18 protein-coding genes, 1 tRNA gene and 1 pseudogene are annotated in these 22,569 nt (G+C 58.0%); 11 read left to right on the plus strand and 9 right to left on the minus strand.

Annotated features, from left to right (window positions below; genetic code table 11):
- The first annotated feature begins 9 nt into the window (after window positions 1–9).
- The 4 genes from KVG95_RS28865 (at window position 10) to ggt (ending at window position 5,643) form a co-directional block, all read left to right on the plus strand.
- A complete protein-coding gene (locus tag KVG95_RS28865; protein WP_217858854.1) occupies window positions 10–2,067 on the plus strand; it encodes a methyl-accepting chemotaxis protein in 2,058 nt (685 codons plus the stop codon).
- 116 nt (window positions 2,068–2,183) lie between these two features.
- Window positions 2,184–2,260, plus strand: a tRNA-Met gene (locus KVG95_RS28870).
- A gap of 565 nt (window positions 2,261–2,825) precedes the next feature.
- The gene (locus tag KVG95_RS28875; RefSeq protein WP_217858855.1) at window positions 2,826–3,617 is read left to right on the plus strand and encodes a WaaZ-like lipopolysaccharide core biosynthesis protein; all 792 of its coding nucleotides are present in this window, start codon (window positions 2,826–2,828) and stop codon (window positions 3,615–3,617) included.
- A gap of 181 nt (window positions 3,618–3,798) precedes the next feature.
- Window positions 3,799–5,643, plus strand: a complete 1,845-nt coding sequence (gene ggt / locus KVG95_RS28880; protein WP_217858856.1) for a gamma-glutamyltransferase — start codon at window positions 3,799–3,801, stop codon at window positions 5,641–5,643.
- A gap of 129 nt (window positions 5,644–5,772) precedes the next feature.
- Here the strand turns inward: ggt and KVG95_RS30465 are convergent, their stop codons facing one another.
- The 3 genes and pseudogenes from KVG95_RS30465 to KVG95_RS28890 form a co-directional block, all read right to left on the minus strand.
- Window positions 5,773–6,204, minus strand: a complete 432-nt coding sequence (locus tag KVG95_RS30465; RefSeq protein ID WP_437180809.1) for a methyl-accepting chemotaxis protein — start codon at window positions 6,202–6,204, stop codon at window positions 5,773–5,775.
- 156 nt (window positions 6,205–6,360) lie between these two features.
- A pseudogene (locus KVG95_RS30470) lies at window positions 6,361–7,089 on the minus strand (PAS domain-containing protein); the annotation flags it as partial.
- Between the two features lie 117 nt (window positions 7,090–7,206).
- Window positions 7,207–8,520 (minus strand): MFS transporter, encoded by a 1,314-nt coding sequence (locus tag KVG95_RS28890; protein WP_217858858.1) that lies wholly within the window; start codon window positions 8,518–8,520, stop codon window positions 7,207–7,209.
- A 319-nt stretch (window positions 8,521–8,839) separates the two neighbouring features.
- Here KVG95_RS28890 and KVG95_RS28895 point away from each other — a divergent pair, with 319 nt between their 5' ends.
- The 3 genes from KVG95_RS28895 to KVG95_RS28905 all read left to right on the plus strand — a co-directional run bounded on the left by KVG95_RS28895 (window position 8,840) and on the right by KVG95_RS28905 (window position 11,221).
- Window positions 8,840–9,160 (plus strand): hypothetical protein, encoded by a 321-nt coding sequence (locus tag KVG95_RS28895; RefSeq protein WP_217858859.1) that lies wholly within the window; start codon window positions 8,840–8,842, stop codon window positions 9,158–9,160.
- Between the two features lie 183 nt (window positions 9,161–9,343).
- The gene (locus KVG95_RS28900) at window positions 9,344–10,516 is read left to right on the plus strand and encodes a hypothetical protein (protein WP_217858860.1); all 1,173 of its coding nucleotides are present in this window, start codon (window positions 9,344–9,346) and stop codon (window positions 10,514–10,516) included.
- Between the two features lie 180 nt (window positions 10,517–10,696).
- Window positions 10,697–11,221 (plus strand): SET domain-containing protein, encoded by a 525-nt coding sequence (locus KVG95_RS28905; protein ID WP_217858861.1) that lies wholly within the window; start codon window positions 10,697–10,699, stop codon window positions 11,219–11,221.
- A gap of 7 nt (window positions 11,222–11,228) precedes the next feature.
- Here the strand turns inward: KVG95_RS28905 and can are convergent, their stop codons facing one another.
- A complete protein-coding gene (can, locus tag KVG95_RS28910) occupies window positions 11,229–11,858 on the minus strand; it encodes a carbonate dehydratase (protein ID WP_217858862.1) in 630 nt (209 codons plus the stop codon).
- A 174-nt stretch (window positions 11,859–12,032) separates the two neighbouring features.
- Between can and KVG95_RS28915 the strand changes: the two genes are divergently transcribed.
- Window positions 12,033–12,437, plus strand: coding sequence for a serine kinase/phosphatase (locus KVG95_RS28915; protein WP_048397731.1), 405 nt, complete (start codon window positions 12,033–12,035; stop codon window positions 12,435–12,437).
- Window positions 12,438–12,556: 119 nt separating this feature from the next.
- On the opposite strand, the gene rimI is transcribed toward KVG95_RS28915, so the two are convergent.
- A complete protein-coding gene (gene rimI, locus KVG95_RS28920) occupies window positions 12,557–13,009 on the minus strand; it encodes a ribosomal protein S18-alanine N-acetyltransferase (RefSeq protein WP_048397730.1) in 453 nt (150 codons plus the stop codon).
- Window positions 13,002–13,742 carry an energy transducer TonB gene (locus KVG95_RS28925; protein WP_217858865.1) on the minus strand — a complete coding sequence of 247 codons (741 nt, stop codon included), beginning with the start codon at window positions 13,740–13,742 and terminating at the stop codon, window positions 13,002–13,004. The genes rimI and KVG95_RS28925 overlap by 8 nt, the downstream gene beginning before the upstream one ends.
- 238 nt (window positions 13,743–13,980) lie before the next feature.
- Here KVG95_RS28925 and mksB point away from each other — a divergent pair, with 238 nt between their 5' ends.
- From mksB to mksF, 3 genes are read left to right on the plus strand one after another with little or no spacing between them, the layout of a single operon-like run.
- Window positions 13,981–15,258, plus strand: coding sequence for an Mks condensin complex protein MksB (gene mksB / locus KVG95_RS28930; RefSeq protein ID WP_048397728.1), 1,278 nt, complete (start codon window positions 13,981–13,983; stop codon window positions 15,256–15,258).
- Window positions 15,248–15,949: an Mks condensin complex protein MksE gene (mksE, locus tag KVG95_RS28935; RefSeq protein ID WP_048397727.1), complete on the plus strand. Its 702-nt coding sequence runs from the start codon at window positions 15,248–15,250 to the stop codon at window positions 15,947–15,949. Before mksB ends, mksE begins: the two co-directional genes overlap by 11 nt.
- Window positions 15,946–18,786 (plus strand): Mks condensin complex protein MksF, encoded by a 2,841-nt coding sequence (mksF, locus tag KVG95_RS28940; protein ID WP_217858863.1) that lies wholly within the window; start codon window positions 15,946–15,948, stop codon window positions 18,784–18,786. The genes mksE and mksF overlap by 4 nt, the downstream gene beginning before the upstream one ends.
- A 117-nt stretch (window positions 18,787–18,903) precedes the next feature.
- Here mksF and KVG95_RS28945 read toward each other — a convergent pair whose 3' ends face one another.
- The 3 genes from KVG95_RS28945 to KVG95_RS28955 are packed head-to-tail and all read right to left on the minus strand — an operon-like array spanning window position 18,904 to window position 22,469.
- Window positions 18,904–21,207 carry a PqiB family protein gene (locus KVG95_RS28945; protein ID WP_217858864.1) on the minus strand — a complete coding sequence of 768 codons (2,304 nt, stop codon included), beginning with the start codon at window positions 21,205–21,207 and terminating at the stop codon, window positions 18,904–18,906.
- A complete protein-coding gene (locus KVG95_RS28950; RefSeq protein WP_007896874.1) occupies window positions 21,200–21,823 on the minus strand; it encodes a paraquat-inducible protein A in 624 nt (207 codons plus the stop codon). The genes KVG95_RS28945 and KVG95_RS28950 overlap by 8 nt, the downstream gene beginning before the upstream one ends.
- On the minus strand, window positions 21,810–22,469 hold the full coding sequence (locus KVG95_RS28955; RefSeq protein ID WP_123501347.1) for a paraquat-inducible protein A: 660 nt from the start codon (window positions 22,467–22,469) through the stop codon (window positions 21,810–21,812). Before KVG95_RS28955 ends, KVG95_RS28950 begins: the two co-directional genes overlap by 14 nt.
- Window positions 22,470–22,569: the final 100 nt, after the last annotated feature.

The raw sequence follows: 22,569 nt of genomic DNA on the forward strand, positions 1-22,569 counted from the left end.
TCATGGGGCATGCAGGCTTTTTTATCACCGGGGATCGGGCTGCTGGGGCGTTTCGGCTTCGCACGCAAATTTCAGCTGCTGTTTCTGCTGTTCATCCTGCCACTCGGGGGCAGTCTGTGGATGATCGGTCAGGATTATCGTGACAAGTTGAACCTGATCTCCGGTGAACGCGCCGGAGTTCGTCAATTGCTCGCACTTGATGCGCTCGACAATCTGCTCACCGCCCAGCGTGACCGCGCCGCGCGTTGGCGCGCCACCGAAACCAATCGCCAGCCGACACCCGCAACCATCGCGGCGATGGCAGCGTTCGACGCGGTTCAGCCGGCCGTCGCCCAAGCCACCATGGACCTGGGCAACGCCTTGAAAACCGAAGGCGCCGAGGGCCAAATCCTCACCCGCTATCAAGCCCTGCAAACCGCACTCACCGGCCTGGACTCGAAAAACCTGAGCAGCGTCGGTTGGTGGCCGGACGGTTACGATCGCTTCACCAATGCCTTGGGTGCTCTGCAAGCCTTGCGCGAACAAATCGCGATGGACAATCGCCTGACCCTCGCGCCATGGCTGGAAACCTGGCTACTGACGCAGATCTCCATTCAACACGCGCCGGACCTGATCGAACGGGTCGGTCGTCTCGCCGCCGTCGGTCAGGCCTCAGTAGTATCCGGGCAGTTCACCCTGCAAAGCCGCCTGCAACTGCGGGACTTGCGCAGCCGCATCGGCGATGCCCGGGAGCAGCTGGTGAAAACCGCCGGGCTGCTGGAAGCGCGCCTGCCCAGCGCCTTGCAAACCTGGGCCGGGCAATACCACGACAGCCTCAAGCACCTGGACGCCGGTTTGAAAGTGCTGGACGAGGGCGTTTTCGGCGGCAGCATCAACCTCAAGCCGGAAGACTTTGAACGCAGCCTCGACGCCCTCCTCGGCGACCTCGCCTCGTTGCGCCAGCAATCGTTGGTTTCTCTGGATCAACGGCTGGATTACTACCACGGCTCGGCCATACGCCAGTTCATCCTGGTGGCGACAGTTTTTGGCTGCCTGCTGCTGGCCGCGTTGTACCTGTTCATCTGTTTGCAGGCCTCGATCCGTCGCAGCGCCAGCGGCATCACGCTACTGGCCGAAGCGTTGCGTGACGGCAACCTGAGCCTGCAAGTACCGGTGCAGGGCCGCGACGAACTGGCTGCTATCAGCACCGCCCTCAACGTCGCTGTAGTGCAACTGCGCAACAGCCTGCTGGGGGTCGATCACGAGACCTTGCAGCTCAGTAACGCGGTGCGCACCCTCAACCATCACTCGAGTGGTGCCCTTGGGGAAGTCGAAGCTCAGCAGTTGCAGATCAGCCAGATCGCCGCTGCGGCCACACAATTGGCCGCGACCTCTCAAGGGGTCGCCCAGAGTTGCGAACAGGCATCTGGCAGCGCTCAGCACACCCAGCGCATCGCCGCCGACAGCAGCCGTGACAGCCAACGCACGACAGCGAGTATTCAGCAGCTCAATCAGCGCTTGAACGACACTGCGGCGGCACTGGGCCGGGTCAGCGAGCAAGGACAGCAAATTCAATTGGTGGTCGATACCATTCGCGGTGTCGCCGAGCAGACCAACCTGCTAGCCCTCAACGCCGCCATCGAGGCCGCACGGGCCGGCGAGCAAGGTCGTGGCTTTGCCGTAGTGGCCGATGAAGTGCGCAGCCTGTCACAACGCACCCAATCGTCCACCGCGCAAATCGCCGGCACCGTCGACAGCCTGCGCAGCACCGTCAACGAAGCCGTGAGCCTGATGGAAGCGGCCTGCGGCCAGGCGCAATCGGATGCGCAGGCCGTCACCGGTCTGGGCGAGCGCCTGGGGGAAATCGCCAACGCGGTGCAGAGTGTCACCGACACCTTGGCGCAGATCGCCACCGCTGTTGACGAGCAAGCGAGCACCGCCGATGAAGTCAGCGGCAACATCCAGCAAGTCGATCAGGCGGCGGTACGCTTGCTTGAAGGCGCGCGGGCGGTGAATCTGGCTGCGGACACCTTGAGCCAGGGCAGCAAGGCTTTGAGTGCGAATACCGGGAAATTTCAGCTCGGTTGACGCCCTCCCTTGGCCCGGTTTTTCGGGTCAGCGGGATAAGCGGTTGAAAGTGTGGAGAAATATTTTAAATTTACGCTTGACGCATCTTCGTTCCAGGTGAATAATGCGCGCCACTTGGCTACATAGCTCAGTTGGTTAGAGCATAGCATTCATAATGCTGGGGTCCGGGGTTCAAGTCCCTGTGTAGCCACCAAGTACCGGTTTACAGACATCTAGTGAAGTCTATAAGCCACACAAGAAGCCCGCCTAGTGCGGGCTTTCTTGTGTCTGGAGCATTCGTTTTGCTTCTCTCCCATGTACCGGGTCGCGCCATACACTAGCGCATTGAAGGCCTGCGTAAACTCCTGCAAACCAGCAAGAGCTCCAATTTCGCACATACTTCCTCAGCGGACTGCCAGATGCTCGGCTTTGTCTACGCCTGGTATCTTCCACCTCAGTAAAAAACTCTGGACGATACCGCCCGAACGCATGAAGATTCGTCGCAGATATGCCGTTTTTTCTTCTCAGCCGAAATTCAGGACATTCACCACCCTCCTCTCACTGCGGAGTTCGACGACATCAGTATGTTTTTTTGCCATATGAAATGCCGTGATGGCACACTGGACCTTGCACCGGTAGCTTTATAAAATGTAAACCTCATCCGCAAAATGCCTCAAGACATAACTTGATACAATTTACCGCTTCACAAACCATGCTTCAGCAATATTGTTTGGTGCCGATATCGCATCAAATGATCCTAACAACAGGACTAACCAAGAATGAGCGCTAGGATTAATATTCGTGACTTTGATGAGTGTCGCAATATTCATAAAGGCGCTGTTTTTATTGTAGCCTCGGGAGGGTCTGCCAAAGACTTTCATCCTGAACAATTCGCAGATGTCCCCATGATCACAATGAATGGGGCTATCTCAAAGTTTATCGGGACTGGCGTTAAGCCTTTTTTCTATGCCTGTACCGATAAGAATTTTCCCGAGCAGCAGCCGGAACTGTTCTCCCAAGCCTTACTTCTTAGTGAGCGAGTTGCCTTATGGGAGGACCAGGTTCAAAACCTGTCGGTTGCGCCAAAAGGGGAAGTGTTTTTGCTGAGCAAGGCGCCAAAGCTTTCTTGGGGCGAACTTATTGGTGTAGATAAAGACCTGATAAGAAATCGTAACTTTCTTAAGCGTCGCAATCGGCGCATCGGTTTCAGCAAAAATCTGAAGCGAGGTTTTTTCGACGCGCGCACTGTTGCCTATGCGGCTCTGCAAATCGCTTATCACGCCGGTTTCAATAAGGTGGTGATGGTGGGGGTTGACCTAAATCAAGCTGTCAGTCGATTCTATGAAGAGAAGAACACCGTAGTTTCTCCTTGCGGACTGGATCAGCATTTTCACACCAGGATTTTACCGTCATTCAAAATAGTGGCGAGAAAAGTAATCAGTGATCAATTCCACGTCTACAACCTTTCCAGTTCCTCAAGAATTCCCGCCGACATTATCCCCCAGATACATTTGGATGATCTCGATGCCCACGTGTATGACTTGGATTGTTCAAAAAAAAACCGCTTGTAAGTCTTTAGATTAACGGTCGAGTTCAAATGACTGTGCTCCACCAAGTACTGAAACGGCTTACCGAAAGGTAGACCGTTTTTTTTATGCCTCGAGAAATGTGGCGAGAGCCCTCTGATTTGCACACCACGCCCTCGCTCGATAAAGTCCCCGGACCTTTTATCCCATGGACGGAGTGCTCCGCGTGTTCTCAGCCTTCCACTTGAGTCGCTATCGCCTGTCAGCCTTTTCGCTGATCGCAACCGCTTTAACCCTCGCCGCGTGCAGTGCCCCGCCCTCTTCGCCGTCAGTCTCAACCCTGCCAGTCGCGCCAGAAATCGCCTCTGGTTATCGCACCGACCTGCAGACCCGATACGCCTCCAAACACATGGCCGCAGCCGCCAACCCGCTGGCAGCCGAAGCCGGACGGCAGATGATGCGTGAGGGCGGCTCGGCGATTGATGCGGCCATTGCCATGCAGGCGGTGTTGACACTGGTCGAGCCACAATCGTCGGGTATCGGCGGTGGCGCGTTGATTGTGCTGTGGGATGGCAAGGTTGTGCGCACCTACGACGGTCGCGAAACCGCTCCGGCCGGCGCCACCGAGAAACTGTTTCTGCAAGCCGACGGCAAACCGATGCCGTTCACCCAGGCACAGATCGGCGGACGCTCAGTGGGGACGCCGGGTGTGTTGCGGGCACTGGAATTGGCCCATCAAAAGCATGGTCGCCTGCCGTGGGCGAAGTTGTTCGAACCCGCCATCAAACTCGCGGAACAAGGCTTCGCCATTTCGCCACGACTGCATCAGTTGATCGCGGCAGACGCGTTCATACAGCGTTCACCCGACATGGCCGCCTACTTCCTGAACGCCGATGGCAGCCCGAAAGCCATCGGTACACAGTTGAAGAACCCGGCACTCGCCGCGGTGTTCAAGCGCATCGCCAAGGAAGGTCCCGACGCCCTGTACAAAGGGCCAATCGCGAAAGAGATCGTCGCCAAGGTTCAGGATCACGCCAACCCCGGCAGCCTGTCGCTGAACGATCTCCAAGGCTACAAGGCCAAGGAACGCGGGCCGCTTTGCACCGACTACAAACGCTGGCAGGTCTGCGGCATGCCACCTCCATCGTCGGGCGGGATCGCAGTGGCGCAAATTCTCGGCACCTTGCAGGCGCTGGAATCCCGCGACCCGCGTTTTGCCCTGGCACCACTCAAACCGGTCAAGACCAGCCAACCGGCGGGCATCGAACCAGCCCCAGAAGCTGTGCACCTGATCGCTGAAGCCGAGCGCCTGGCTTACGCCGACCGAGCACAGTATGTCGCCGACACCGACTTCGTACCCGTGCCGATAAAAGGTCTGATCGACCCGACTTATCTGGCCAGCCGCGCCGCGCTGATTGGTGACCGCAGCATGAGGCAGGCCAAACCCGGCACCCCGCCGGGGATTCAGATTGCCTATGCGCCGGACCGCTCGCCACTGCGCATCTCTACCTCGCAAGTGGTGGCGGTCGATGACGAAGGTGGCGCGGTGTCCATGACCACCACCGTGGAAGCAGCGTTTGGCTCGCACCTGATGGTCCAGGGTTTTCTGCTCAACAACCAAATGACCGACTTCTCGTTCATCCCCGAAGAGAACGGGCAAAAAGTCGCCAACCGCGTCGAGCCCGGTAAACGCCCCCGCTCATCCATGGCGCCCACTCTGATCTTCGATCGCCAGAACGGCGAATTCCTGGCCACCGTCGGCTCCCCCGGCGGCTCGCAGATCATTGAGTACGTGGCCAAGTCCACCATCGGCCTGCTCGACTGGAACCTCGACCCGCAAGCGGCTATCAACCTGCCCAACTTCGGCAGCCGCAACGGCCCGACCGAACTGGAACAGGGGCAGTTCAGCACAGAGCTGATTCAGGTACTGAAGGACAAAGGGCACAACGTGAACGAGATCGACATGACCAGCGGGACTCAGGCGATTGTTCGGGTCAAGGATGCACAAGGGAATGCGGCGTTGGCCGGTGGTGCCGATCCGCGGCGTGAGGGGCAAGCGTTGGGGGATTGAGTCGTACACACGAATAAGAAAAGGCTTACCGCGAGGTAGGCCTTTTTTTGTCAGCGAAGAATCCTAGCCTGATCAAGCCGCAAAAGCAGGCCTGCCCTTTTTAGCGCTATTCATGCCGCACAGATAGCATCAAGTCGATAACTGATTGGCAAACTGCCCGACCGCGCTTACCACTTTCTGCGCCCCATCCTGGATCTCGACGATCACTGTGCCCGCCTCCGCCGCCAGCGCCAGCCCCTGTTCGGCCTGGAGTTTGCCATCGGTCATCAGGGCCACGGCGTTGCGTGCCATGTCCTGGTTCTGGCGAACGACGCCGACAATTTCATCGGTCGCCTGGCTGGTGCGCGAGGCCAGTTGCCGGACTTCGTCAGCCACCACGGCAAAACCTCGACCCTGTTCACCTGCACGGGCCGCTTCAATGGCTGCGTTGAGCGCCAGCAGGTTGGTTTGTTCGGCGATACCACTGATGGTTTTGACGATGGTGCCGATCACCAATGATTGTGCGTTCAGCGCTTCGATGCCTTCGCCAGCGGTTTGCATGTGCCTGGCCAAGTCACGCATGACGTCCACCGCTTGAGTCACCACAGTGGTACCGCGCTGGGCACTGCTGTCAGTTTGCAACGAGGTGCTGTAGGCGATGTTGGCCGCTTCGGCGACGGCCTGCTCCTGATTGACCTGATCGGTAATCACCGTGGCGAATTTCACCACTTTGTAGAGTTTGTTGTTCGCGTCGACCACCGGGTTGTAGGAAGCCTCCAGCCAGACCACGCGACCGTGGCTGTCGATACGCTTGAAACGATCGGCCACGAACTCACCGGCATTCAGGCGGCGCCAGAAGTTCTGATACTCGGCGCTGTTATATTCCTCTGGCTCACAGAAGGTGCGGTGATGTTTGCCCTGGACCTGCGCCAGGTTGTAGCCCATGCCATTGAGAAACCGCTCGTTTGCCGACAGCACATTGCCATTGAGGTCGAACTCGATGAGCGCGGTCGAACGCACCAGCGCACCGATCAGGTTCTCATGTTCACGGGACGCCTCAATGGTGCGGGTCAGGTCGCTGGAGTAAATCGAGAAGTGTTTGATCCGGCCATCCGAGGACCGCACCGGCTGCATGATCGACCGCAGCCAGGCTTCGGCACCATTGCCCCGCAATAAACGAACCGTGCCGGCAAAGTGCTCGCCACGGGTCAGCGCAGTCTTGAAGCGGCGGTGGAATTCGTCCGATTTCACATGGACGGGGACGATGTCTTCGATGTGTCGGCCGACCAGATCGTTGCCCTTGTAGAGCATCTCACCCATGAAGTTCTGGTTGACCGATTGAATCCTGCCATCGGAATCAAGAGTCAGGGCCAACATCTCGCTGTCCAGGCTCTCCTTGACTTGCTGAAGGCTGGAGAGTTCTTCGCGAAGAGCCGACAGCTCCTGCTTCAAGCGTTTGTTGAACATGGAAAGCACCGATGGACAGGGATAAAAGCTGCATACAGCCTAGCCATCGGCCTTGGGAATATTTTCTGAAGGGTGTTTCGGGATTGTCCTACAAAAATAGTGGCAACACGATCACCTTTATACCGCGCCAGCTACCGAACAGCGCCCAACTCGCGGTACTCGCGCGCCGAAATACGCTGCGCTGCTGACGCCCACCGCCCCCATCACTGCGCAGAAAATCACACAAATCCATGGACTCCACGGCATCAGACCGATCAATAGCAGCGGCGTGATACTGGCCCAGGCGGCGTAGGCAATGTTGTAGGTAAAGGAAATCCCCGAGACGCGAATTCGCGCCGGAAACAGGTTGACCATCACCGACGGCACCGCGCCAACTACCCCACAACCGAGGCCTGCCACTGCATAGGCCAAACCAATCCACTGACCTTCAATGATCAGGCAGGTGTAGAGCACGCCGATACCCAGAGGCAGCAGCAGGCTATACAGCATCACCGTGCGCCAGGCACCAATGCGGTCGACAAGCAACCCCGCGAGTACGCAGCCGATGTTCAGAAACACGATGCCCAAAGCACTCAGGGCGAAAGTATGGCTGGCGGTCATGCCGAAGGTTTTTTGCATCATGGTCGGGGTGATGACTACGAACACCACCACGGCCGAGGTCAGCACGCAGGTGAGAATCATCGCCGGCAACATCGCCAGGCGGTGCTCGCGCAGGACCGTGCGCAGCGGCAGTTCGACAGTAGCCTCGCGCTGGACCTGCATCGCCATGAATACCGGAGTTTCACTGAGCCAGCGACGCAGCCAGACACCAATGACGCCAAACACACCGCCCAGGAGAAACGGGTAGCGCCAAGCGTAATCAAGGATTTCCGCCGGGGTGAACGTCTGTGCCAGAAATGTCGCCGTCAGGGCTCCGATCAAGTAGCCGAAGGTCAGCCCCGCCTGCAGGAAACCCAAGGCATAACCGCGATGCCCGACCGGTGCATGCTCGGCGACGAACACCCAGGCACTCGGCACTTCACCACCTACCGCCGCGCCTTGCAGGACCCTCAGGGCCAACAACAGCAGTGGAGCGAAATAACCAATTTGGGCGTAGGTCGGCATGATCCCGATCAGCAGGCATGGCAACGCCATCATCAGGATGCTCAGGCTGAAAACCTTCTTGCGTCCCAATTTATCGGCGAAATGCGCCATCAGGATCCCGCCCAGAGGCCGCGCAAGGTAACCGGTAACGAAGATCCCGAAGCTTTGCAGCAGACGCAGCCACTCGGGCATTTCTGGCGGAAAGAACAGCTGGCTGAGGGTCAGCGCGAAAAATACGAAAATGATGAAGTCGTAGATTTCCAGCGCACCGCCAAGGGCTGCAAGCCCCAGTGTCTTGTAGTCCGAGCGGGTGAAGGGCGCCGGGAGCGCATTGTTATTGGTCGTCATGGAAAAAACTCTGGCAGGCAAAAAACCAAGGCGCCCATGGTCTACGCAAATGCGCTTGTGGACAACCCGTCAGACCATCGTCCCAAACAGCATCACCGCAACGGACCGATTGGTTGACTGTTGGCACCAACCGAATGGACTCGCCATCAGGCTAATCGGCAACGACCAAGACTTCTCCTACATACAGGCTCGATTGCGCCTGACATTAAATCCAGCCAGTTCCTATCTCAAATATATAAATCAGCGGGTTAAACTTCGGCATCTTACAACTTGATTTTTAAAGTTAAAAACGACACCACTCCAAGGATGAACAAGTCAGATGTCTTTAGTATCAAAAACGCTGGAAGAAATGATCAATGAGATATACCAGGACGGCAGAGTTTCAGTCGTTGAATATAGGAAGTTGCGTGATGATGCAGATCGCCGCATGGACGCTGTCGTTCGCGAGTTTGGCCTGCACAACAATCTGACAGCGTTCCAGAAAGCAATGGATGTGGTCATGCAATTAATGCAATCGTCCATCATCGATGCCAAAAAAGCCAAGTTGACCGATACAGGCGAAGCCATCGTCAAAGATGCTGTTGTTGCGCAAATAGAATACCTGCGCGCTGGCGGCCATTTGGCATTGCATCTGTTGTAATACTTAATATTCACCCGGCTCCGGACAATTTACTTGGGGGGGCCGGGCTCTCGCCACAGCAGACCCAAATAGGCAGGGGTAATCCTGTGAAAAAAACCATGAGAACCCGCTTTTATATGTAACGCCGCTGATCCAATATGGCATCCATCCCATCATCGGGACCACGCTGAAAAGGATCTGAGCATGTTAAAACTCACAGGACTCACCCTCGCAGCCCTCACCCTGAGTGCCGCCGCTCACGCCGATGTCGATCTGAATCTGGGCAGTACCGAACGTGTTACCCGGCTGTTCGCCTACCCCAACAACTGCAACGTCATCTGCTATCGCAACTGGACACTGGAACAGACAGTCGAGCACTACCTGACCCAGAGCGTACAACGCGATGGCTACAAAACCGCAAAAGTGGTGGTCAAAACCGACAATGAGCAGCTCTACGCCAATATCAGCGGTGTGCCCAAAGGTTATGACAAACCATTGACCGCATTGCTCAAGGCTGGGGATTTGGCTTACAACGGCGCCAGCAAGTTGAGTGCCGATGGTAAATGGACCTATAACTGGTATCTGTTCCTGCCGCTGGGCATGGCACTGGAAAACCGTAAAAGCGTCGAACTGCTGCACTTCCCGCCGGATTACTCGCTGACCCAGGCTCAGGACTATCTGGAGTCCAAGACAACCGATCGCTGGGCCACGCTGCTGACCGCCAATGGCATCCCTGACGACCAGACACCGGGCTATCAGACCATCATCGACATCGCACCGATTGCCGCGCCGTCCAGCGCCGGCAAGGACCTCGAAGGCGTCTATGACTACTTCAAGGATTACCAGACCACCATGGTCAAGGAAGTCAGCCAGAACGCCAGTGGCGCTGCGTTGCCAATGGTTGCCTTCGGTGCACCGGTGCGTAACTGGATCAAGCAACAATACGGGCCGACCGTGGACGTGCTGGGCCTGGCAACCATCAGCCCGAGCGAGGGTGTGAAGGTGCCAGTACTGGGTTCCAACCACCCGAGCTACATCTGGTACGCCGCCGATCCCGAGGCCTATAGCGGCAGCGATGCCCAGGCCAAGGCTGACGCCGCGGGGCTGAAAGTCATGGGGCAGGATCTGAGCGCCGCGTGCTGGCAGGCCGGGATGGGCAGCAAACCGGGCACTGACCCTACCGTTCAGCTGAAAAGCTGTACTCAGACCTGGCAAGTCACCCAGAAAGAAAAAACCTGCGAACTGTTCTACACCTCGATCCGCAACCTGACGCCCGAACAGGCCGTGGCCAAATGCGCAACAACGACGGTCAAATCTCAGCTGAAACAGCTGAAGAGCCCGTCTCTTGCGACCTCTGCTCCTGCTCCACACTTGTAAACGATGAAAGTCTTTCCCGCGTGAGCCATGGCTGACGCGGGAAAGAGCCTTTTTCGCCTGTCATATCTGACAGTAGATCAAATGTTTCATTTGCGAGAGGCTTGGGGCATACCCATGTGCTGCAGAGCTGACCGGATATCAGCTGACGGAGGTTGTAGCACCCAGCTGACAAGGATTGTGATGAGAGCCCATGCCCACCAAGAAATACCCCCACCGCCATCCAATGGCATCTATCCCTTTGAAGAGTTGCCCCTTCGCCTTGGATTCCCCTCCAAGGACGACTTTGAAATCATCTACAACGCTGAGGGATCGGCAATAGCTGTCACGGCGTTGCGCGAGTTCCCCCGCATCAGCCGAATCTGCAGGGTTTCCGGACATCTGTTGCCCTATCGCTGCCGACACACCCGACAGCTAGCGCCAGGTATCCACGTCTACGATCCGCGCTTCTGCGGCTTGCTAAGCCACTCCTGCGACCCCAACGTCTTTCTCGACATGAGCGAGCTGTGGTTATGGTCGCTCAAAGACATCAAAAAGGGTGACCGGCTGACGATGGATTTCGCCGCGACAGAAGACAAGCTGCAGCGACAGTTCGCCTGCCGTTGCGGTTGTTCCTGCTGCCGTGGCTGGATCATCGGCTACGACGAGTCGCCGAATGCCAATGGAGAACAGTTTTTTCAACACCGGCGTCGACGAAGTCTCGGCTGAAAAGCTTTTACAACGCCTCGACCGGGCGCAAACGGTATTGCGGCGGCAACTGTTCGAAACCGCTGATGGTGGCGTTCAGGCTTTTCCAGCGTCCATCCTTGATGCCATAGATGCAACCATGAATCGACAGGCTCTGCCCACGATGCCAGGCGTTTTGCACAATGCTGGTATGACCGACGTTCGCCACCTGCTGGATCACATTGAGTTCGCAGAGGCGGTCGACCCTTTCTTCTTCGGTGGACAACTTGGCCAGTTCGTCGCGCTTTTCATAATAGAGATCGCGAATAGAGCGCAGCCAACCATCGATCAGGCCCAACTGACGGTCCTGCATCGAGGCGCGTACACCGCCGCAACCATAGATGTGTTTGACCTTGAGCACGTCGACCGCGTACTGAATCACTGACAGGCAGTTGAGGTCGGTGTGCAGTACAACGTTGGCCACGTTGCGGTGCACGAACAGATCACCCGGCAGCATGCCGACGATTTCATTGGCCGGCACGCGGGCATCGGAGCAACCGATCCACAGGTATTCCGGGGTTTGTTGACGGGCCAGCTTGGCGAAGAAATCAGGATCTTCCTGGGTGATCGCGTCGGCCCAGCGCTCATTGTTATCAATCAGATCTTGTAATTCGTTCATGCAATGAAGCCTCAAGAATGATTTGCTGCTTTGACAGACAACCCTGTGTCGGGGTCACGCGCGAGATGCAGATTCCCCTGATGCATTAAATGGCTGTCCGGTGCTCCGTGCCGGTGGAATTCTCGCAAGCCCAGTGGGTCCACTGTAGTAAGGCCTACAGTATGAGGGAATGCCATGACTGATTCACGACGTCCGTTCGATGAAGCGCAACCCGAGCCCATCGACGACAACGAAGACCGCATGGGCTCAGTGCATGAGCTGGATTTCGACGAGGAAGAACCGAGCGCCAGAATCGGCGACTTGATCCCCGAACACGAGCGTGCGCAGAAGATGCCCGACGAACGCATCCGTGAGGCTGGCATGACCGGCGGCTCGACCGATGACCATGAATCCACCGACGATGACATGAGCCCGGAAACCTTGATCCGTGAAGACGGCGCACGGGACAGCCGCGAAGAGGGTGAAGGCGACCAGGCGGATTGGGATTTGAGCATTGTCGATGAAGACGACATCGGCGGGGGCAATGGGCTGGATGAGGAGGAATTGGCGCGACGCGATCCGATGGATGGCAAGCGTTGATCTACAGGTCTGCCCGGATTCCAACGTAGGAGCTGCCGAAGGCTGCGATCTTTTGATTTTTTATTGCCGCGACATAGAAAGATCAAAGATCGCAGCCTTCGGCAGCTCCTACGGGCGTTTCAGTCAACCAAAGTGCAGGCCATTACCACGGCATCTTCGCGCCCGCCAACCGCCGGGTAGTAATCCCGCCGACGTCCGATTTCGTTGAACCCATACCGCTCATACAACCGAAACGCCGCCCGGTTGCTGTCGCGCACTTCCAGAAAACATTCCCGCGCCTCTGCCTTGTAGGCAATCGACATCAAATGCTCCAGAAGCGTCAAACCCAGGCCTCGGCCCTGATTTTCCGGTTTGACGGTGATGTTCAGCAGATGCGCCTCATCAAGAATGATCTGCACCACGCCATGACCGACCTGTTGCTGCCCTTCGAACATCAGCCAGATCTGGTACTTGCCCAGGCCATCGAGAAAAATCCCGCGGGTCCAGGGATGGCTGTAAGCCGCGTATTCAATTTTCAGTACAGTGTCCAGGTCCGCCTCGATCATCGGGCGGAACGATACAGCGTCACTCATTCGATTCTTTCCAGCGCGCCATCAGCCGACGCATGGCTTGCCAGACATCAGCCTTACGCTGTGGCTCTTCCATTAATAATTCCAGACCCGGCAGGGCCCAGACCGACCCCAGGCCTTCGACCTGAAGTTCACGGTTGAAGGATTCGGCGTTGGCCTCACCGGCAAAACGCACCGCCGGCAGTCCGATCAGCCACAGGCAGACGCATGGAGCGTCTTCCAGACGGGCCGACAGAAAGCCTTGTACGAAATCCCGAGCCGCTTCCGGCCCTTGATCCATGGTGCCGCGTGCCAGCAGCGGCCAGCACACCGGCTCGCCGATGATTTGCGGGCTGTCTGGCAGGCCGGCGGCGCGCAGCATGTCTTTGAGCAACAGATAGGCCGGATCGCGGGTCTGGAAGCTTTCGCCTGTGGGTAACTCCACCAGCAACAGGCAACGACCTGCACGCAGTAATTGCAGGGCGAAGCGCGGTGGCGGAACGACCGGCGCCCTAACCGCGACCGGGGCTTCCTCTTCTTCGACCTTGGCGTTCGTGCGCGTGCTGGCCAACGATGGCCGTGGCACCTCGATCTTTACCCGTTCAGAAGGTTTGACCACCGGTTCCACGGGCGTCTCAGCCACAGGAGCCTGTACAACCTTGGCGATGACCAACGGCTCGGGCATCTCCAGCAGTTCAGGCCGCGAGGGCGCAGCAAAGGGCAATTCGGTGCGCGGCAGCCAGTTGACCACCTGCATGGCGGTCAAATAAGCGCGGCGACGGGACTCGATAAGCAAAGGTCGGCCACTTGTGGATAACTAAAGTGCAGTGATTCTACCGCCCTTCGCTCAAGATCGCCCGCGCTGTTGATCGATAGACTTCACCGATAGTCTTTCCACCTATGAAAAATGGCGACAGCCCATCCCGAGAGTGAATCGACACGGCTGCGATGCAGTACAATCGCGGCTTTTAATCGCCAACCAGCCGGCCATTCCGATGATCGAACCCAAGCGCGTCTTGCGCGCCCTCGCTGAACACTGGGCACTTCTGGAGCCACTGTGCGAGCACTTCGACCAAGGCACCCTGAGCCTCAACGAACTGCGCACGCAACTGGCCGCCCAGCAACTCGACAGTACACCGCAGGACATCACCAGCCTTCTGGACGTGTGGATCCGCCTCGATATTCTGGTTCCCGTGGCGAAAAGCCCGAACCGTTTCGAGCTCAATGCGCAGATCCACGATTTCCTCGCTTACCTGCGCCGTGAGCACCGTCTGGGCCTGTGTCTGGAAATCGAAGCCTATTTGCGCCATCTCGAGCGCCTGGCCGGTTACATTCAGGACGCCTTCGAGATTCGCGACGGCAACGATCTGGCGCGCCAGTTGCGTCTGCTCGACATGCGCGTGCGAGACGTTTTGAAGAAGCTTGCCAACGACGAACAGGCCTTGGTGGCCGTCGCCGAGCGGGCCAAGACCAGCGACCGGCAGATCCCATTGCGTCAACGCTACGCTGAAGTACTGGCGACCTGGGATGAATACGTCGAGCCGATGATCCAGTTGGTGAACGCTGACGGCGCCTTCGAACAAGGCGTGCGCAAGGTCGAAAACGTCCTGCTGAAGATGCTCACTGAACAGCAGCGCCTCGGCCATCTGGTCGACGACGACATGCTGCTGCGCACCCACGCGCGCATTCTCGAAATGCAGACCAGTGCCCAACTGACCTTGCGTCATGCCCGTGAACTGCTGCTGCCGTTGCGTGAAGAAGCGCGCCGGCACAACGCCGTGACCCGTGGCGCGGCGCTGGCCTTGTCGGCCATTCGTCGTAAAGGTATCGATGCGGTACCGCAAGCCGCGATGCCGATGTTCACCCGGCCTCAAAGCACCTTCCTCGGCAGCGCCAGTCAGGTCGAAGCCTACGTGTACGCCTTGGCCCGTTTCGAGCCGAAACCTGCGCGTTTCCCCAAGGCTCACAAGACCCAGAAAGGCGAAGCCCCACGCGCGCCACGCACGGTTCGGGAAATGCTCGAACGCTGCGAAGACGCCCTGCCGATGCCGGACCTGATGACCTGGCTGCTGGAGCAGGAGCCGGACGGCGCCACCGACGAATTGCTCTACTGGTTCTCGCGTCTGTCGCGGGAAAAACGCTTCAAACGCGAGCGTCTGGAACGCCGCGATTACCACACTCACGAGCATCAGGTCAGCCTGCGCTCCTTCGCCCTGCTCTCGTCCGGTGACACCGCCGCCGAGAATTCTGCGAGCATTCCAAATGCATCTTGATCTATCCGAACTGTCCCATCTGGCACCGATCTTTCGCGAGCTGTTCAAGGGCTACCACGTCAGCCGCCGCGATCCGGAGCTGTACGCGCAACTGTCGAACTTCCAGGACCAGTACCGCACGCTGTTCAAGGCACTGGGCTTTGAACTGGTCTGCGACACCCGGGGTTTCTACTACTTCGTACCAGACCTGGCTGCTGCGGCAGTAAACAAGACCGCGCAACGTCTGGCGCTGTTCACCTTCATCCTTGTCGAGCACTTGGCCGACCAGGGCCGCGACCCGATCTCCGTGCTCGACGGCGGCAGTCTCGGCCGAGATGAACTGCCATCGTTGCTGGAAAAGTACCGCGACCTGTTCATCCAGGCCGAGGTCCAGACTCAGGACGAACTGGAAGAAAAGATCATGCGTCGCATGACCCAACTCGGTTTCGCCAGCGAAGAGCCTGGCATCTACCGCTTCCTGCCGCCGATGCACCGCTTCCTCGATGTTTGCCTGTCGGTTCAGCAGGACCGCGATCTGGCGGCCAGCCTGCACAGCGTGCTGCCATTGCCAGTTCCGGTATTGATCGATGACGACAGCGACGAGAAGCTGCTGCAAACCGATGATCCGCTAGACCTCAGCGACTTCGAGGAAGAAAGCGAAGAAGACGCCATGGCCCGCGCCATTGCCGAAGAACAGGAGACTGACGCATGAGCAAGGAACGCTACGGCATTCGCCGCTTTGCCCTTTTGAACACCGCCGGTTACAGCCTCGGCCTGTTCCCGCTGGAAGAGCCGCTGTCGGTTTACGGCGCGAACAACCTCGGTAAATCCGCTTCGATCAACGCCTTACAGTTCCCGATTCTGGCGCGCATGTCGGACATGAGTTTCGGCAAGTACAGCCTGGAGCAATCCCGTCGGTTCTACTTCGCTTCGGACACCAGTTACATCCTGGTGGAAGTCTCCCTGCCCCACGGCCCGCACGTAATCGGCGTGGTCGGCCGCGGCCCGGGCGGCGGTTTCGGTCACCAGTTCTTTGCCTATGCCGGCAAACTCGATCTGGCCCATTACCAGAAAGACGACACCTGCCTGCGGCAGAAAGAGCTGTTCAACAACCTCGAACGCGAAGGCCTGAAAGCCTACGAACTCAAGCCGGATGAACTGCGTCGTTTGCTGGTTGGCGGCCACACTTCGATTCCGCTGGACCTGACGTTGATCCCGCTGCGCTCCACCAGCGAGCAGAGCCTGAAGACCTTCCGGGCCCTGTTTATCAACTTGCTGCACATGCGCGAAATCACCGCGGCCAAACTCAAGCAGTTGTTCCTCGATGCTTTCGAACACAGCCTGCGTTCCGGTAGCGTCGATTACATCGCAGCGTGTGAAGAAGCGTTCCGCGATGTACGTCGCATGGAGCAGGATTACAACTCGCTGGTCACCGCTGGCCCGCTGGTTGAAGCACTGGCCGCTGGCGTGGCCCAGCGCAATATCCTGCGCGGTAAACTGCACCGGATCTCGCCGCTGCTCGATTCCTTGCTCGGCACCTGGTCGGACTACGCCAGTGCGCGCAAGGAAGAACTGACGATTCAGGCCGAGCACTACCGCAACGAGCAGGACGCGCTGCAAAACGATCAGCGTGGTGGCACTCAGGAGCTGATGCGTCTGGAGCGGGAAATCACCGGTATCCAGCGATGGCTCGGCGAGTTGTCGGTGCTCAAGCATCGCTTCGCGCTGGTCGATGACGTCAAAGTCCTCGAGCAGCAACTGCTGGCCGCCAAGGACGCGCACGACGAACTGGCCGGTGCACTGGCCCAGTCGCGGCAGTTCAGCGCCGAAGACCTGGAAGAGCGCCTGCGGGATCTGGAAAAACGCCTGAAGTCGGTCAAGCAACAACTCGATCATGCCGACAACAACAGCTACGCCCGTTTGCGCGAAGAATTCTCGCAGCAGGACGTCGAGCGCCTGATGCGCCTGTTCAACAGCGCGTTGTTCAGCCTCCCGCTGGGCGAGCATGGCATTACGCTGGACGAGGATGGTCAGTGGGTCAAATCCATGGAGCTGATCCTTGATGGCTTCAAAGGTGAGCGCTTCGAAGTGCCGGGCCTGTCCATCGACATCTCGCACATCGAGCCGCCGGCCCTGCAAGCCCTAGCCGACCGCGCGGCATTGCGCGATCAGAAAGACCGTTTGGAAAAAGAACTCAAGCAGCTGAAAACTCAAGCTGCCGTGGCAGCCGACCGTGCGGCCAGCAAGACCCAGACCGAAGCCCTGTACCAGCAAGTGCTGGATGCGCAGAAAGCCCTGGAAGACTTCCGCCGCGCGCAAACCCTGAGCGCCGAGGAAGGCGACAAGCTTGAGCAACTGGCACAGATGGAAGCCGCTCAGGACGAATTGAAACGTTCCAGCGATGCCTTCACCGAACGCGTCCAGCAACTGTCGGCCAAGCTGCAACTGGTCGGCCGGCAGATCGGCGACATGGAAGCCAAGCAACGTACCCTCGACGACGCCCTGCGCCGCCGTCAGCTATTGCCGGCGGACCTGCCATTCGGCACGCCGTTCATGGACCCGGTCGACGACTCCATGGACAACCTGCTGCCGTTGCTCAATGACTATCAGGACAGCTGGCAAGGATTGCTGCGCAGCGACGGGCAGATCGACGCGCTGTACGCTCAGGTTCGCCTGAAAGGCGTGGCCAAGTTTGACAGCGAAGACGACATGGAACGTCGCCTGCAACTGCTGATCAACGCCTATGCACACCGCACCGATGAAGCCCTGACCCTCGGCAAGGCGCGCCGTGCGGCGGTTACCGATATCGCCCGGACCCTGCGTAACATCCGCAGCGACTATGACAGCCTCGAGCATCAACTGGCGCTGTTCAACCGCGAGATCAACAAGCGTCAGGTCTCCAACCTGCAAAGCTTCCGCATCGTGCTCGCACCGAACAAGGAAGCGCTCAAGCACATTGACCAGATCATCCACAGCGCCGGTCAGTACGAAGAAGGCGAAACCCTTTCCGTCTTCGACCTGAGCCAAAGCGCCGATCAGGACAACAAGAACGAAGAAGCCAAGGAATACCTGGCGCGGCTGGTGGCGGCGAACCACAACCAACTCGGTCTTAAGGATCTGTTCGAGCTGGCGTTCGAGATCACCAAGGTCAACGGCCAGCCGGTGATCCACACCGACATCGACGGTGCGGCATCCAATGGCACCACCATGACTATCAAGGCGCTGACCAACATGTACTTGTTGCTGCACTTGATGGACCGCGACCAGGCCGGGCGCGTGCGCCTGCCGTACTACCTCGACGAGGCGGCGGACATCGACGAGAAGAACCAGGCCGCGCTGCTGGAAACCAGCCTGCAACTGGGCTTCGTGCCGATTCTGGCTAGTGTGAAGCCGCAAGTTTGCGCCAGTGTCGCCATCGACCTGGAAGGCGGCAGCGGCCCGAACGGCATCTACATTGACGAGGCGGACTGGAAGTACATTCGTCGCCACGATGAAGTGAAGGCAACCGTTGTTGTACAAGCTGATGAGCCAGAGCTGGATGCGGTCTGATTTGACTTAATCCAAGCCAACAAAAAGGCCGCGATCCAAATGGATCGCGGCCTTTTTTTATCTTTTCATTGTAGGAGCGAGGTTTGCCCGCGAAGGCAGATCACAGGCGCCGATAAATTACTTGCCGATTGCGATCTTCGGCGCCCAGGTCAGCCACTCATCTTCGAACTGATCGAACAACGGGAAGGTTTGCTCAGGCCGCGCCGGGACACCCATGCGGTCGCCATCCGGTGTGGCAAAGGCGATACCGCCCTGAACCAGCGTCTCCAGTGACTCGGTGCGTATTGTCGCGCCTTTGAACAAGCCGTAGTCAAAACCGAAACCACTGGTGTTCCAGAACCGCGTGCCACTGCGCACCAGGGGTGCGTACTTCGGCTCGATCAGGATGTGCACCAATACTCGATCAGCCGTCTGGCCCAGCTCATAACCGGTCACCTTGCCTACCGTTATTTCGCGATAGGTGACGGGGACGCCAGTCTTCAGCGAACCCCGACGAGCAGCGCTCAACACCAAACTTAAACCAGCCTCTTCCTTGGCGGTTTCCGGAGGATTGGTCAAGGCCTCGAAAGTCTTCTGCGGGCCCAGGTTCTTCGGCGACGGTTGCACTTCAATGTATTGCCCGGTGACCAACGTTTCGAGGTTCGAGGTTTTCATCAGGCCAAGCTCAGGTTTGACCACCCAGAACTGACTGCCAACCCGAGCGATACGCTCCGGCACTTCTGTGATCCGCGCGGTCAGCAGTACTGATTGAAGGTCATCACTGAGGTCGACGTCCTCAATCTTCCCAACGTCCAGGCCTTTGAATCGAACCGGCGTGCCACTGCGCAGACCATCGGCGCGATCGACCTTGATCGTCACCATAGTGCCTTTCTGCGTTGCCTCATCATGGTTGGCATGCAGGCGGAAACGTGGAATACGCTTTTGCAACGGTGCTTTGGCTTCCGGGGTTTCGAAGGCGATGCCACCAGCCATCAGGCTTTGCAACGACTCACTTTTGACCTGGATACCGCCGGTCAACCCACCGGTGAGCGTGATGCCGCTGGCATTCCAGAAGCGCGTCGAGGCGTTGACCAGCCCTTCGTATTCCTTCTCGATATGCACCCCGATCACCAGCTGCTTTTTGGTGCGGGAGAATTGATAGCTCTGAACCGAACCGACCTTGACCTGTTTGTAGAGAATCGGACTGCCGACTTCCAGAGAACCAAGGTTGTCGGTGAACAACACCAAGTGCAGGCCTGGCGAACGCAGATCCAGCGGCGGCGCCTTGGGCCGTGCTTCGAACTCGCGCTGCGGTGCACCGCCCTTGTCGCCTGGGCGCACGGCGATGTAGTTACCTTTGACCAGCGCTTCCAGACCCGTAATACCGGCGAGCGAAATCGATGGTTTGACCACCCAGAACTGGGTGCCAGTGACCAGGTAATCCTCGGCCAGTGGGTCGAGAGTCAACTCGGCGCTAGCACTGGACAGGTCCGGGTCAATCTTGAGCGTCTTCAGATTACCGACCTGGATGCCTTTGTACATTACCGGCGTGCGACCGGCCTGCAGTCCTTCGAAATCGCTGAGTTTGACCTTGACCCGAATACCCGCTGCGGCCGCATCGAAATCCTCATAGAGACGGAACGGCAAGCTTGGATCGGTGGGCGGACTGTCCTTGCGGTTCTCCGGAGTGGCAAATGCAATACCACCGGCGACGATGCTCGCGAGGGACTCGCTACGCACTTTCACACCTGACAGGTTGGCGTCGATACTGATGCCGCTGGCATTCCAGAAACGCGTGTGTTTACGCACCAGGTTGGCGTAGGTCGGCTCGATGAAGACTTTGAGTTCGACAGTACTCTGGTCTGCGGAGAGAACGTAGCTTTTGATCTGACCGACCTGGATCTGCTTGTAGAACACCGGGCTGCCGCGATTCAGCGAGCCAAGGCGATCAGCCTTGATGGTCAGGTGCAGGCCGGGTTGGGCGTCCGATAGCGGCGGCTCTTGGGCCAGGGCCTTGAACTTGCGGGTCGGCTCGCCTTCACCCGGGCTCACAGCCACGTAGTTACCCGAGACCAGCGTCTCCAGGCCAGTGATACCGGCCAGGCTCACGCTCGGTTTGACCAGCCAGAAACGCGTGCTGGTCCTGAGGTATTGCTCCACGTCTTTGTTCATCTCGATGGTAGCGATCACTCCTTTAGAGTTGCCTTCGTCATCGAGTTTGAGGGCTTTCACCTTACCGACCGACATGCCTTTGTAGACGACTTCGGTCTTGTTGGCCTGAATGCCTTCACCGCTTTCGAAGCGCACCTGAATCTCGATGCCCGTCTCGCTGTAGGCACGCCAGCCGAGCCAGCCGCCGATGATCAAGGCGATCAGAGGCAATACCCAAATGGCTGACCAGTTTGAGGCCGGTCGGGTTTTCGCTTTAGGCAAATCAGTCATGGTCGTCGTCCGACTCCGTGTTATCCCAAATCAGTCGGGGATCGAAAGTTACTGCGGCAAGCATCGTCAGAATCACCACACTGGCGAATGCGATGGCGCCAAGATTGGCTTCGATGCTGGCAAGCCGTCCAAAATTCACAACCGCCACCAGGATGGCGATTACAAAGATATCCAGCATCGACCAGCGGCCGATGAACTCGATAAAGCGGTACATCAGAATGCGCTGGCGTGCCGAGAGCGGCTGACGGCGCTGCACCGAAAACAGCAGCAATGCGATGCCTACCAGCTTGAACGTGGGTACCAGGATGCTGGCGATAAAAACCACGGCAGCGATAGGAATCATGCCGTGCTGAACCAGTTGGATCACACCGGACATAATGGTGCTCGGATCGCCCTGCCCCAGGGAATTGACGGTCATGATCGGTAGCACATTGGCCGGGATGTAGAGAATCGCGCCCGTGATTAATAACGCCCAAGTACGCATCAGACTGTTCGGGCGGCGGGCGTGAACCAGCGCACCGCAGCGAGTGCAAACCTGCTCGTCGGTATCGGCTTCCTGCTTGTTCAACTCGTGGCATTCGGCACAAATCAGAATGCCTGCATCAATCGCCCGCATGGGCATCTTCTCCTGATAGAGCCTGCCAGATCTGGTGCGGTGACATCACTACTTCCAGCCAGACCTGAACCAACAACAAACTGATGAAGCACACCAGACCAAGACCTACGGTGATCGCCGCCATATCGGCCAATTTGACGATCGCAACCAGTACGCCCATGAGGTAAACCTCGAGCATCCCCCAGTCCCGTAGATGGTGATAAATGCGGTAGAGCAGCAAGCCGTAACTGCGTCCGATATCGAAGCGAATACTCAGCAACACGAACAGCTGGCAAAGCAGCTTGAGTAGCGGAATCCCCATGCTACAAAGGAATACCACTGCCGCTACGCCTCGCATACCGGTATCGAACAGACCGACAACGCCACTCCAGACGGTATCGTGCGACGACTGTCCGAGTAGATGGAGCTGCATGATGGGTAAAAAGTTCGCCGGGATGAACAACAACAGCGCGGCAATGACCAAGGCGAGACTGCGCTGCACGACATTGTGTCGATGGGCATACAGCTCATAACCGCAGCGTACACAGATGGCTTTCTCACCATGAGCAAGCTCAGGCTTGCGCATCAGCAAGTCGCACTCATGACACGCTACCAAGTCGTCCAGCGGTAAATCTGACAGCCCTGGGGCGTCAACCGGATCTGGCATAAAGGCTCTGGCTCCAAAAAAGTTGGACCTATTCTAGTGTCCTGACTCAAAAATAACTGTGCAATTTTGTATTGTCGCCAGAGTGCTCTTTTCCTGCGGG

It is taken from the genome of Pseudomonas farris, assembly GCF_019145235.1.
Taxonomy (GTDB): domain Bacteria; phylum Pseudomonadota; class Gammaproteobacteria; order Pseudomonadales; family Pseudomonadaceae; genus Aquipseudomonas; species Aquipseudomonas farris.